The organism is Streptomonospora nanhaiensis, assembly GCF_026642255.1.
Classification (GTDB): Bacteria; Actinomycetota; Actinomycetes; order Streptosporangiales; family Streptosporangiaceae; genus Nocardiopsis; species Nocardiopsis tropica.
On sequence record NZ_CP113264.1, the window covers coordinates 5274276 to 5286478 of the forward strand.

The window sequence follows — 12203 nt, forward strand, 5'->3', positions numbered from 1 at the left end:
GCGGACGGTTCCGCGGCACCGGCGACGGTGCCGCACGGGACCTACCCTGGAAAGGTCCGTCGATCCCCCCGGACACCGACGACACCACCGCCTATCCGAAGGATGGCCCCGACCTCCATGGTCACGCCCGACCCCGGTGACGAGAACGCGCCGACCCAACGGATCGACCCCACCGCGACCACCGCACGGAGCGGCCCGGACCGCGCGGGAGCCACGCGCTGGGTCACGCGTGTCCTCCGCCCCGGCTCCGACGACCGCGACGGCGGGCCGGCTCCCACCCGCGTCGCCCCTCCTTCACCGGACCGCACCGGCGTCCTGCCCGGCGGCGGTCCGCCCGCCGGACCGACCGCGCCCGCCGGCCCCGGCGGACGGCGCCCGGCGCGGACCATCCCCGGGGACGGCCGCGACGACGGCCGCACCCCGTGGTGGAGGACGCTGTTCGGCCCGCTCCTGGACTGGATGGCCCGCCTGGTCTCCCGCGTGGTGGTCGGCCCGGCCGGCGACCTCGACTACGCCGTGCCCGCCGAGCTGCGGCGCCGGTACCAGGTGCTCGACCACGTCGGCGCGGGCGGCGAGGCCGTCGTCTACCTGGCAGAGCCCACCGACTCCCCCGGACGCCGCCTCGCCCTCAAGGTGTACCGGCCCGGCCACGACATCAACCGCGAACTCCTGGACCGGCTCCGGGCCCGCGGCACCGCCTCGCCGCACACCCCGGCCATCCACGGGTACGGCACCGCGGCCAGCTCCTGGGGGGAGGACCTGGCCTGGGAGGCCCAGGAGTACTTCTCCCTGGGGACGCTGCGCGCCGTCATCGACCAGGCGCCCCTGGACGACGACCGGGCGCGCGCCGTGCTCTCCGCCGTGGCCGAGTGCCTGCACCACTGGCAGGACGAGCTCCAGCACAACCACACCGACGTCAAGCCCGAGAACCTGCTGGTGCGCTCCCTGGACCCGCCGGTCGTGGCCCTGACCGACTTCGGCGGGGCCGTGCGGGCCACCATGAGCCGGGTCTACGGCGGACTCGCCATCACCGAGGACTACGCCGCCCCCGAGGTCGTCGAGGGCCGCCGGGAGGGCCCCGCCTCCTGGTGGTCCCTGGGCGTGATGGTGCACGAGCTCGTGACCGGGCGCCGCCCCGAGCGCGGCGGCAACTGGCTGACCGCCCGCAACACCGAGGTGGACATCTCCGCGATCACCGACGAGCGCTGGCGCCTGCTCGTCCGCGGCCTGCTCGCACCCGCCCCGTCCGCCCGGTGGGGCTACGACGAGGTCGCCCAGTGGCTGGCCGGCGAACGCCCGCAGATCCGCACCGCCCGCCGCCTGCGGCCCGTCAACTTCGCCGGGGCCAGCCACGAGGACCCCCCGAGCCTGGCCTTCGACCTGCTGGACCGCTCCGAGACCGGGGCCATGTGGCTGCGCAGCCACTGGCCGGAACTGCGCACCTGGCTCGACCGCGAGGTCAACGACTACACCTTCGACCGCGCCTACCTGACCGGGCTGGACGCCCGGCCCGAGCTCGCCCACGTGGCGATCAGCGCCCTGGCCGCCCGCTACGTGCCCGGTATGCCGCCGCGCTTCCGGGGCCACGAGATCAGCGCCGACGGCCTCCTGGCGCTGGCCACCGGCGACGCGAGCCGCCACGCGGTGGTGCGCGAGGCCGTGGAGTCGGGCGCGGTGGGCCTGGGATCCCAGCACTGGTGCCCGCACCCGGCCTGCCGGTCGGGCGGTTCGGGCCGGTGCGCCCTGCTGGAGCGCGTCCAGCACGAGGTGCCGCTGCTCATGCGACGGGTCACCGAGAACGTGGACCGCCTGGTCGGCTCCGGGCCCGACGCCCCGCGCCGCCCCGACGCCCACGAGACGGACACCGCGTGGGCGCGGGCCGTCGAACTGGTGCTCGTCCCCGACACCGCCTCACGCCACCGCTCGCTGCTGCGCCGCCAGTCCTGGCACCCCAAGCAGCGCAGCGACGCCCCGCACGCCCCGTGGTGGGCGGAGCTGCGCCGCCAGGCGCTGCGCGACGGCGCCGGTGGCGACGCCGTCGCCACCAGGGGCGCCGTGCTCACGGCGCTCCTGCTGCTGCCCGAGGCCGCCCGGGTCGGCGGGGCCGTCGCCGCCCGGGAGCGGGCCGACGGCAGGGCGCGCCGCCAGGACCGGTGGGCGGCGCTGGCCGGATCGGCCCGGGCCCGCTGGACCGAGGCCCGGGGGAAGGTGTCGACGGCCCGGCAGCGCCGGGCGGAGGCCGCCACGGCTCCCACCCGGCCGGACAACCAGGCCGTCCCCAACCCCTACGACCCCTCGGGCGCCGGGGAGCCGGCGCGCAACCGCCGCGACCAGGAGAGGGCCACCCGCCGGGTCGAGCGGACCATGAGCCAGATCCAGCGGGCGATGTCCGCGGGCCGCTGCCGCCGCTTCGCCTACCCTGCCGCGCTGCTGGGCCTGGTCGACGGCCTGGGCCGCGTGATGCGTCCGGAGGAGGGCTTCTACCCCGAGAGCGAGTTCGTGACCGGTGCGTACACGGGGCTGCTGGAGGCGGGCGGCGGCGGCCTCCTGGGGTGGCTGTCCGAGGTGACCGGGTCGGTGACCGGCCTGCTGCCCGGCGGTGCGGGTGACGCGTGGTGGTTCCCCGTGCTGCTGGCGGTCGTGCTGGTGGCGCTGGGCCGGTCCGCCGCCAGCAAGAAGCCCAGCGCGCGTGCCCGCCGCCGCCTGGCGGCGTTCCGCCTGGCAGTGGCGGGGTCCCTGTTCATGCTGGTGGTCCTGCTCTCCACGGGGCTGGTCGCCCTGGGCTCGGGCGTGCTGATCCCGCTCGACGGCCTGCTCGGCTGACGTCCCCGGCCGCCGGGGACGGGCCCGCGCCCGCCCCCGGCGGCGGGACCCCGCCGCCGCGTTCCCCGCCGGGCCGAGGGGCCGCGCGCACCGCGGCCCGGGTTCCGGCACACGGGCGGTCCCCACGGCACGTGCGCGACCCCACCCCGTCTGCGGGCGCCGGCCCGCGCACGCGGCCTCACCCCTTGAGCCGGCGCAGGGTGTACCCCTCCCCCGCCGGATCCAGTTCCCTGCCGGCCTGCTTGAACAGGTATTCGGCACGCGGATACGACAGGCGCCCGCGCCCCGTCACCGGGCACAGGTCCGCCTCGGCGGGCCTGCGGGCGGGGCCCGGACGCCGGTCCGCGAGGAAGAGCGGCCCCCGCTCCCGCCCCGCCACGAGCCGGGGCAGCAGCCGGGCCGTCCCCGAACGCCAGTGCACCCAGGAGCCGCCCGAGCGGGCGCGGCGGTCCTCCAGGTCCAGGTCCTCCACGTTCAGCGCCAGCACCGCGCCCACCCCCGCGCCGGACTCGTGCAGGAGCCGCCACAGGACCCGCTCCCGCAGGGCCCTGCCCTCCCCGTCCCACAGCAGGGCGAGCTGCGCGGGGTCGAGCGGCGGCGCCCCGGTCCGGGCCTCGGCGCGCCGCCCGAGTCCCGTGTCGAGGCCCTCCAGTCCGGCCCAGGCCCCGAACGAGCGGACCGCCGACCGGTGGCGGTTCCAGGTCCGCGGGGCCGCCTCCCCCCACGCCGCGGCGAACACCCGTGCCACGGCCCCGGCGTCGAGGTCGGCGGCCGGCAGGTCCTCTCCCAGCGACCGGCACAGGCGCCCCAGGGTCTGTCCGTAGGAGCGGACGGTCGCGGCGTCCAGGTCGGGTCGGCCGAGGAAGTCCCGGGAGAGGCTCCCCAGGGTCGGGCCCTCGGGCCGGGGCCCGGCGACGGTCTCGGCGCGGCCGAGCAGGAACGCCCGTTCGACGGCGTTGCCGGCCAGGGCGGCGGCGCGCAGGAACTCCCTCCCCGCCTCGCCCTCCCGCCCCAGCAGGAGCAGCAGGTCGCCCCGCACGCCGGGGAGGAGGTGGTAGTCGCGCAGCGCCGGATCGTCGGCCAGCACGTCGACCAGCGCCAGCCCCTCGGCGGGGCCGCGCGCCCGCCCCACCGCCACCGCCCGGTTGAGGAGGACGACCGGCGTCGGCAGCCGCTCGGCCAGCAGGTCGTACAGGACGGCGATCCGCTCCCAGTCGGTGTCCTCGGCCGTGGCCGCCCCGGCGTGGCAGACCGCGATGGCCGCCTGGAGCGTGTAGGGACCGGGAGGGCCGCCCGCGTCGCGGGCCCGGAGCATGGCGGCGAACCCGCGCCGGATGAGCAGCGGGTCCCAGCGGCCGCGGTTCTGCTCGTCCAGCCGCAGGAGTTCGCCGGAGGGCCCGGTCCGGGCTCCGGCACGGGCCTGCTGGAGCTCCATCAGTGCCACCAGGCCGTGCGCCTCGGCCTCGTCCGGCACCAGTTCGGCCAGGGTCCGGCCCAGGCGCAGCGCCTCCAGGCACAACCCGGGACGCGTCAGCCCCTCCCCCGAGGTCGCCGTGTAGCCCTCGTTGAAGACGAGGTAGACGACGCCGAGCACGGACGAGAGCCGCTCGGAGAGTTCGGCGCCCGAGGGCAGCTCGAAGCCCACCCCCTGCTCGGCGAGCGTGCGCTTCGCGGCCGCCACGCGCTGGGCGATGCGGGCCTCGCCCGTGAGGAAGGCGCGGGCGATCTCCTCCGTGGTCAGCCCGGCGACCAGGCGCAGGGTCAGCGCGACCCGCTCCGCGGTGGCCAGTACGGGGTGGCAGGTGACGAACAGCAGGCGCAGGACGTCGTCGCCGTCCGGCTCCGGCTCGGGGCCGGTTCCGCGCTCCATGCCGTGGGCGATCAGCTCGTGCTTGCGCTCCAGGTTCCGGGAGCGGCGGATGCGGTCGACAGCCCGGCGCTTGGCGATCGCCATCAGCCAGGCGCCGGGGTTGTCGGGCACGCCCTTCTCGGGCCACTGCTCGAGCGCGGCCACGAGGGCGTCCTGGGCCAGCTCCTCGGCGGCGCCCACGTCGTGCACCATCCGGGTGAGCCCGGCGACGATCCTCGCCGACTCCAGTTTCCAGACCGCGTCGACGGTGCGGTGGGCATCGGTCACGGGCACGATGACAGCACCGCCCCGGGACGAACGCAAACCGGGGCGGTGCCGTGCGGTGCGGAAGGGCGCCCCCGCGCGGGGGCCGGGTCCGGCACCGGCCGGTCAGGGGCCGAAGACCTGCTGGACCACGCTCTCGCCGTCGCCGACGATGCGGCGGAAGCGGCGGGCGACCTCCAGCGCCTCCTCCCTGGATCGCACCTCGACCAGGGCGAACCCGGCCACCACCTCTCTGGCCTCGGTGAACGGGCCGTCCGTCACCGTGATCTCGCCCCCGGCCGACGTCAACCGGAGGCCGCCGGGCTCCAGCCCGCCCGTGGCCAGCAGGACGCCGGAGGCGGTGAGCTCCTCCACGAACGCGGCCATCTCGGTGTAGAGGTTCTCGTCGGCGGCGGTGTCACTGGGCTTGGTGGTCATCAGAAAGCGCATGCGGTCGTTCTCCCTCGTGGGTTTCCGGTACTTCCGGTGGGACGTCGATCAGGCCGATGTGACAGGGAACGAGGCCGTTCCCTGTCACATCGGCGCATCGACGTGTCGGTGAGAACAGAGCAGCACACCGAGAGAGGAACCACCATGGCCGTCGCCCTGGAAACCGCCCCCGCCCCCGTCGGACGCACCGCGGCGAGCACCCGCCTCCTGTTGGGCGCGGCGATCGCCTCGGCCCCCCTCTGGACGGTGGTCTCCCTCGCCCAGGCCGCCACCCGTGAGGGCTTCGACCTGACCAGGCATCCCCTGAGCATGCTGAGCAACGGCTCCCTGGGCTGGCTCCAGATCGCCAACTTCACCCTGGCCGGAGCGCTGGCCGTCGCCGGGGCGTTCGGCCTGCGGCGCGTCCTGCGCGGCACCCCCGGGGGCTCCTGGATCCCGGGTCTGATCCTGGTCCACGGCGCCGGGATGATCGCCGCCGGCGCGTTCGTCATGGACCCGGCCGCGGGTTTCCCCTCCGGCACGCCCCTGGACACTCCGGCGGCGCTCAGCGGGCACGCCCTCGGACACATGGCCGCGGGAACGGTCTCCTTCTCCGCCCTGATCGCCGCCTGCTACGTCCTGGGCCACCACTTCTCCCGGAACGGGCGCCGGGGGACGACCGCGGCCTCCCGTGTCGCCGGCACCGCCCTGCTCCTCGGCAACGGCTGGGCGATGACGGGGGGACAGGGCGGGTCCCTGACCCTGGCCGTGGGCGCCGTCACCGCGATGCTGTGGATCTCCCTGGTCGCCGCCCGGTGCCTGCGCACCGTCTGACCGTCCGCACCGCACCCTCCCCACCGCTCCTCCGCCACCAACCCGAACACGGACAGGGAACCACCGCGGCAGCGCACACGACCGTCGCCGACCACACCGCCGCCCTCCCTGACGGCCTGCGGGCGGCGGCCCGGGCCCTCGTCGCCGTCGTCGAGGAGGCCCTGCCCGGGACCGGCGCCCTCTGGCACGGCCACCCCGCATGGAGCCTCGGCGCGGAGCCCGGCCTGTCCCCCGTCTGCTACGTCAGGGGCTGCTCCTCGTACGTGACCCTCGGCCTCTGGGGGGAAGGAGCCGGCCGACCCCTCCGGCCGACCGGAGCCCGGGGCGAGGGGGACGGCCCAGGTCAGGCTCCGCTCGCCCGAGGACGTCGACGCCGCCCTGTTCGCCGACCGGCTCTCCCGGGCCCGCGCCCTGGAGGGGTCGGGCCCGTCCCCCGGCCCCGCGCTCCGGGAGCGGCGGGGCCGGTGAGACGAGGCCGGCGGACGTCCGGTGGGCTATGATCGGCCGGTTCGGCGCACGGCCGGACCGTGACGGGAAAGCAGGGGTACTCGTGGGCGAGGTGATCGAGCTGCGCGCCGGGGAGTTCCTGGCCCGCGTCGACCGCACCGGGGCGGGCCTGCGGGCACTCGCCTGGCGCGACCGCGACATCGTGTGGCCCTACGGCGACGAGGGCCCCCGGGCCTTCCAGGGCCAGGTCCTGGCCCCGTGGCCGAACCGGGTGGGCGAGGGCGTCTACCGCTTCGCCGGGACCGAGTACCGGCTGGAGGTCAACGACGCGGCGACGGGCACCGCGATACACGGCCTGGTCCACGACCGCGAGTGGTCGGTCGAGGAGGTCTCGGACGACGCGGCCACACTGCGGCTGGACTTCGGGGGCGCCCCGGGCTTCCCGTTCCCCCTGGAACTGGTCCTCGCCTACCGGCTGGGCGGCGACGGCCTGACGCTCACCGCCGAGGCCCGCAACACCGGTGACACCCCCGCCCCCTTCGGCCTGGGCTTCCACCCCTACCTCACCCTGGGCGAGCCCCTGTCGGTGCTCGCGGAGCGCGGCGACCTCACGCTGGAGGTCACCGCCGGCACCAGGCTGCCCGTGGACGACCGCCTGCTGCCCGCCGGCGACCCGGTCCCGGTGGAGGACGGCCGCCTCGACTTCCGCACCCCGGGCAGGCAGCTGGGCGACACGGTGCTGGACACCGCCTTCACGTCCCTGGAGCGCGACGGCGACGGACGCGCGTGGGTACGGGTCGGCGGCCCGGAGCACCGGGTGTCGGTGTGGTGCGACCGCAGCTTCGACTGGTTGCAGGTGTTCAGCTCCGACACCCTCGGCGGGTCCGACCGCCGGGCCTACCTTGCGGCGGAGCCGATGACCTGCCCCGCGAACGCGCTCGCCTCCGGCACCGACCTGATCGTGCTGCCCCCGGGCGGCGCCACCCGGCACACCTTCGGCATCACCGCCGAAGCCCTCCCCCGCCCCTGACCGCCGCCGCCCCGGGCCGGTCCCGGGCGGCCCGCGTCCCACCGCGGCGCCGGCGCTCAGGCCGGGCCGGGGGCCTCCCCGCCCAGCAGCCCGGTGAGCCGCTCCAGGTCCTCGGCCGTGTCGATGTCCTCCGGGCTGGCGATGTCGTCGCAGGCCACAGCGGTCACCAAGTGCGAGTAGGCCCGCAGGAACGGGCGCGCGCCCACGTCGTGCACCGCCAGGCCGTAGACCGTCGACCAGTACTCCCGACCCAGCATCACCGGGTTGCGCTGGTTGCCGTTGTACGTCGCCACGGCCGCGCGCACGCCCTCGTCGTGGGCCTCCACCAGCCGGTGCACAGCCTCCGGGGTCACCAGGGGCTGGTCGGCCAGGGCGATCAGGACGGCGTCCACCGAGTCGGGCAGGGCGTCGATCCCCGCGCGCACGGAGGACCCCATCCCGCTCTCCCAGTCGGGGTTGTACACCGTGTGGGCGTCGCGGACGACCGTGTCGGCCGCGCCCAGCACCACCATGACCGGCGCGCACCCGCCGTCTCCCAGGGTCCGCACGCCCCGGTCCACCAGGCGCTCGCCGCCCACCTCCACCAGTGCCTTGGGGCGCCCCAGTCTGCTGCCGGAGCCCGCAGCCAGAAGGAGGCCGGCGACCCGGCCCGCTCGCTCCCGCTCCTTGTCCTGCGCGTCCCCAGTTTCCATGACGCGATGATGCCACGCGTGCGGCCACGGGGCAGGTCACCTGGAGCAGACGGTCGGGTGACCTCTCACTCCGTCCGCGCGGCACCGGCCGTGACCAGGCACATCAGCACGAGCACCATTTCGGTTCACGTCGCCGCGCGACCGAATCCGGCCGGAACCAGGGGGGTACCGGGGACATCCCGGTGAATTCGCCCACTGGTCTCGCTCAGCGCACGCCCGGTCCCGCCCCAGCGCGACCGCACCAGCTCGGCGGCGATCGACACCGCCGTCTCCTCCGGGGTGCGCGCACCCAGGTCCAGGCCGATCGGCGAGTGCAGGCGCCCCAGCGCCTCCTCCCCCACACCGGCCTCGCGCAACCGCTCCAGCCGGTCCTCGTGGGTGCGCCGCGAGCCCATCGCCCCGATGTACCCGGCGCGGGTGCCCAGGGCCGCCTTGAGCACGGGCACGTCGAACTTGGGATCGTGGGTGAGGACGCACACCGCCGTCCGCTCGTCGATCTCGTGGGCGATCTCGTCGAGGAACACGTGCGGCCACTTCACCACCACCTCGTCCGCGGTGGGGAACCGCTTGGCCGTCGCGAACACCGGCCGGGCGTCGCAGACCGTCACCCGGTAGCCGAGGTAGGAGCCCAGGTCGGCCACTGCCGCGGCGAAGTCGATCGCGCCGAACACCAGCATGCGCGGGGCCGGCGCGAACGACTGGACGAACACCTCCAGCTCGTCGCCGCGCCGCTGCCCGTCCGAGCCGTAGCGCAGCAGCCCCGTGCTGCCCTGGGCGAGCATCCCCCGCACGTCGTCGTCCAGCGCGTCGGACAGCCGGGTGCCGCCGGGACCCAGGTCCCCCTCCGCGTGATCCGGCCAGACCACGCGGCGCCGACCCGTCCGCCCGGCCCCCGACGGGTCGGACACCACGGTCGCGACGGCGACCGGCCGGTGCCCGTCGATGGCCCCGAGCACCGCGCCGAGCTGCCCGTAGGAGGCCCGGCTGACCGGTTCGACGAACATGTGCAGGGTGCCCCCGCACGTCAGGCCGACGCTGAAGGCCTCCTCGTCGCTCACCCCGTAGGTGCGGCGCACGGGGACGCCCGTGCGGATGGCCTCCAGCGCCTCCTCGTAGACGGCGCCCTCCACGCAACCGCCGGACACGCTGCCGACGACCTCGCCGGAGGCGCTGACCAGCATCGCCGCGCCCGGGTCCCGGGGCGCGCTCTTGTCGGTGTCGATCACCGTGGCCAGGGCGAACACCTCTCCTGAGGCGTAGAGGTCGGACACCGCCGTTCGGATGTCGCGCACGCGGCACCTCTTCCTGTTCGGTCGAGTGGCTCTCGGTACCAAACTATGTGCCCCACGCAACACGACGGGAGTCCCCGTTCCGTCAAGAAACGAGGACTCCCGTTGGAGGTACCTACGACCGGCCGGGCTCCTGTGCCTCACCGCGGTCGTGCAGCAGGGACCGGAACTCCTCCAGGTTGCGCAGGGCGAGCTCGCCGTCGGCGCTCTGGATGCCCATCACCGCCAGGGTGGTGCCGTCCGACAGGTCCACCGAGGGCCAGGGCTCGCCGACCGGCATCCGGATGTCGACGACCTCGGCCCACGACAGCACGTGGGTGCGGATGCCGTTGACCACGGTCACGCCCCCGTCCGCGGCGACGAGCCTGGGCCGGGCGATCAGGTGCAGGCCCGCGGCGATCGCCACGCCCAGGCCCACGAGCAGGAGCCTGTCCATGATCCGCCAGTCCCCGGGCAGGATCGCGGCGAGCACCGCCATGGTGGCCACGATCAGCAGGCCCAGGCCGTAGGCGACCATCCGCACCGCCCGGGGCCGCCACGTCCTCGGCAGGACCGGCTGCTTCGACGCCTCGTCCACCGGCTGTTCCTTCGTCCGCACCGACTGCTCCACCGTTCCACCAGACCTGGCCGGGATGACACCCGTGCGCGCGACGGGGTCCGGTCAGCGGCGCAGCCCCTTCAGGGCCACAGCCGTGTCCAGTGCGGCCAGCGCCGCCTCGGCACCCTTGTCCTCGATGCTGCCGGGCAGGCCGGCGCGGTCGCGCGCCTGTTCCAGGGTGTCACAGGTGAGCACACCGTTGCCCACGGGGGTGGACTCGCGCAGGGCCACCTCCGTGAGGCCGTGCGTGACCGACTGGCACACGTAGTCGAAGTGCGGGGTGCCGCCGCGGATGACCGCGCCCAGCGCGATCACCGCGTCGTGCTTGCGGGCCAGCTCCTGGGCGACCACGGGGATCTCGACGGCGCCCGCGACCTCGACCACCACCGGGTCGGCCGCCCCGGAGGCCTTCACGACCTCCAGCGCCCGGGCGAGCATCGGGCCCACCACGGCCCCGTTCCACCGGGTCGCGACGATGCCCACCGAGAGCCCGGAGGCGTCCACGCTGTGCTGGTCGGGACGTCCTTCACCACTCATGAGGGTCTCCTGTGTGTGAGATGTGCGGCTCCCGCGGGCCGGCGGGCGCCGGATCGGGGAGGGGCAGGGCTTGTTCTCGCCGGGACGGCCCCGGCCGGGGCCTCAGTCGGACACGCCCGCCAGGTCGTGGCCCATGCGGTCCCGCTTGGTGCGCAGGTAGTCGATGTTGTCCTCCGTGACGAAGGACGGCATGCCGACGCGCTCCTCGACCCGGATGCCGTGGCGCTCCAGGCTCTCCGCCTTGTCGGGGTTGTTCGACAGCAGCCGCACCGAGGACACGCCCAGGTCGGCGAGGATCCGGGCCCCGGCCCCGAACTCGCGTGCGTCGGCGGGCATGCCCAGGCTCAGGTTGGCGTCGACCGTGTCCGCGCCGCGGTCCTGGAGGCTGTAGGCGCGCAGCTTGTGCAGCAGCCCGATCCCGCGGCCCTCGTGGCCGCCCAGGTAGACGACCACCCCGCGGCCCTCCGCGGCGATGTCGGCCATGGCCGCGTCCAGCTGGGCCCCGCAGTCGCAGCGGTGCGAGCCGAACGCGTCCCCGGTGAGGCACTCCGAGTGCAGGCGGGCCAGGACACCGGCCCCGTCCGCCAGGTCGCCGAGGACCAGCGCGACGTGCTCGGCGCCGTCGGCGGTCCCCTTGAAGCCGATCGCGCGCCACTCGCCGTGCCGGTTGGGCATACGGGTCTCGACCATGCGTGTGACCAGGGGCGGGTGCGCCTCCTCCTCGGTGAGGGTCTCGCCGAGGGCCGCGCGGTGGGCCGCCAGCTGCTCCACCGACACCAGCTTGAGGCCGTGCTCGTCGGCGAACTCGCGCAGCCGGGGCAGGCGGGCCATCGTGCCGTCGTCGTTGACCACCTCGGCGAGCACCCCGGCGGGGCGCAGGCCGGCCAGGCGGGCGAAGTCCACCGACGCCTCGGTGTGCCCGCGTCTGGCGAGGACGCCGCCCGGCCGGGCGCGCAGCGGAAGGATGTGGCCGGGACGGACGAAGTCGACGGGCCGGCTCCCTGCGGAGGCCAGCAGGCGCACGGTACGGGCGCGGTCTGCCGCGGAGATGCCGGTGCTCACGCCCTCGCGCGCGTCGACGGTGACCGTGTACGCCGTGCGCAGGCTCTCCTCGTTGCGCGCGGTCATCAGCGGCAGGTCCAGGCGGTCGAGGTCCTCCCCCTCCAGGGGCACGCACACCACGCCGGAGGTGTGGCGGATCATGAACGCCAGCAGTTCGGGCGTCGCGAGTTCGGCGGCGAAGATGATGTCGCCCTCGTTCTCGCGGTCCTCGTCGTCCACCACCACGATGGCCCGCCCCGCGGCGAACTCGGCGATGGCGTCCTCGATACGGTCGAGGACCACGGCCTTCCCGGTGTCGGAGGTGGACGGGGTGGCGTCGGTGACGGTCATTACCGCTCCCTGAGGTGGA

The 12203-nt window shown here is 75.5% G+C and carries 10 protein-coding genes; 3 read left to right on the top strand and 7 right to left on the bottom strand.

Annotated features, from left to right (window positions below):
• The first annotated feature begins 117 nt into the window (after positions 1–117).
• Positions 118–2823, top strand: coding sequence for a protein kinase domain-containing protein (locus OUQ99_RS22845; RefSeq protein ID WP_267950459.1), 2706 nt, complete (start codon positions 118–120; stop codon positions 2821–2823).
• 178 nt (positions 2824–3001) lie between these two features.
• On the opposite strand, the gene OUQ99_RS22850 is transcribed toward OUQ99_RS22845, so the two are convergent.
• Positions 3002–4960, bottom strand: a complete 1959-nt coding sequence (locus tag OUQ99_RS22850; protein WP_267945843.1) for a DUF6596 domain-containing protein — start codon at positions 4958–4960, stop codon at positions 3002–3004.
• A gap of 102 nt (positions 4961–5062) precedes the next feature.
• A complete protein-coding gene (locus OUQ99_RS22855) occupies positions 5063–5386 on the bottom strand; it encodes a YciI family protein (RefSeq protein ID WP_267945844.1) in 324 nt (107 codons plus the stop codon).
• A gap of 144 nt (positions 5387–5530) precedes the next feature.
• Here OUQ99_RS22855 and OUQ99_RS22860 point away from each other — a divergent pair, with 144 nt between their 5' ends.
• Together OUQ99_RS22860 and OUQ99_RS22865 are read left to right on the top strand one after the other, a co-directional pair.
• A complete protein-coding gene (locus OUQ99_RS22860) occupies positions 5531–6199 on the top strand; it encodes a DUF998 domain-containing protein (protein ID WP_267945845.1) in 669 nt (222 codons plus the stop codon).
• Between the two features lie 550 nt (positions 6200–6749).
• The gene (locus OUQ99_RS22865; protein WP_267945846.1) at positions 6750–7676 is read left to right on the top strand and encodes an aldose 1-epimerase family protein; all 927 of its coding nucleotides are present in this window, start codon (positions 6750–6752) and stop codon (positions 7674–7676) included.
• A 56-nt stretch (positions 7677–7732) separates the two neighbouring features.
• Here OUQ99_RS22865 and OUQ99_RS22870 read toward each other — a convergent pair whose 3' ends face one another.
• The 5 genes from OUQ99_RS22870 to OUQ99_RS22890 all read right to left on the bottom strand — a co-directional run bounded on the left by OUQ99_RS22870 (position 7733) and on the right by OUQ99_RS22890 (position 12184).
• Complete coding sequence (locus OUQ99_RS22870) at positions 7733–8368, bottom strand: nucleotidyltransferase family protein (RefSeq protein WP_267945847.1); 636 nt, start codon at positions 8366–8368, stop codon at positions 7733–7735.
• A gap of 125 nt (positions 8369–8493) precedes the next feature.
• A complete protein-coding gene (locus OUQ99_RS22875; protein ID WP_267945848.1) occupies positions 8494–9660 on the bottom strand; it encodes an XdhC family protein in 1167 nt (388 codons plus the stop codon).
• Between the two features lie 112 nt (positions 9661–9772).
• A complete protein-coding gene (locus OUQ99_RS22880; protein WP_267950460.1) occupies positions 9773–10234 on the bottom strand; it encodes a PH domain-containing protein in 462 nt (153 codons plus the stop codon).
• A gap of 84 nt (positions 10235–10318) precedes the next feature.
• Positions 10319–10792, bottom strand: a complete 474-nt coding sequence (gene ribH, locus OUQ99_RS22885) for a 6,7-dimethyl-8-ribityllumazine synthase (RefSeq protein ID WP_267945849.1) — start codon at positions 10790–10792, stop codon at positions 10319–10321.
• A gap of 102 nt (positions 10793–10894) precedes the next feature.
• Positions 10895–12184 (bottom strand): bifunctional 3,4-dihydroxy-2-butanone-4-phosphate synthase/GTP cyclohydrolase II, encoded by a 1290-nt coding sequence (locus OUQ99_RS22890; protein ID WP_267945850.1) that lies wholly within the window; start codon positions 12182–12184, stop codon positions 10895–10897.
• Positions 12185–12203: the final 19 nt, after the last annotated feature.

What these genes read in the sequence shown, in the direction of transcription:
- OUQ99_RS22845 (WP_267950459.1), top strand. Translation starts at nt 118, where the DNA reads ATGGTCACGCCCGACCCCGGTGACGAGAACGCGCCGACCCAACGGATC.
- OUQ99_RS22855 (WP_267945844.1), bottom strand. Translation starts at nt 5,386, where the DNA reads ATGCGCTTTCTGATGACCACCAAGCCCAGTGACACCGCCGCCGACGAG.
- OUQ99_RS22860 (WP_267945845.1), top strand. Translation starts at nt 5,531, where the DNA reads ATGGCCGTCGCCCTGGAAACCGCCCCCGCCCCCGTCGGACGCACCGCG.
- OUQ99_RS22870 (WP_267945847.1), bottom strand. Translation starts at nt 8,368, where the DNA reads ATGGAAACTGGGGACGCGCAGGACAAGGAGCGGGAGCGAGCGGGCCGG.
- ribH (WP_267945849.1), bottom strand. Translation starts at nt 10,792, where the DNA reads ATGAGTGGTGAAGGACGTCCCGACCAGCACAGCGTGGACGCCTCCGGG.
- OUQ99_RS22890 (WP_267945850.1), bottom strand. Translation starts at nt 12,184, where the DNA reads ATGACCGTCACCGACGCCACCCCGTCCACCTCCGACACCGGGAAGGCC.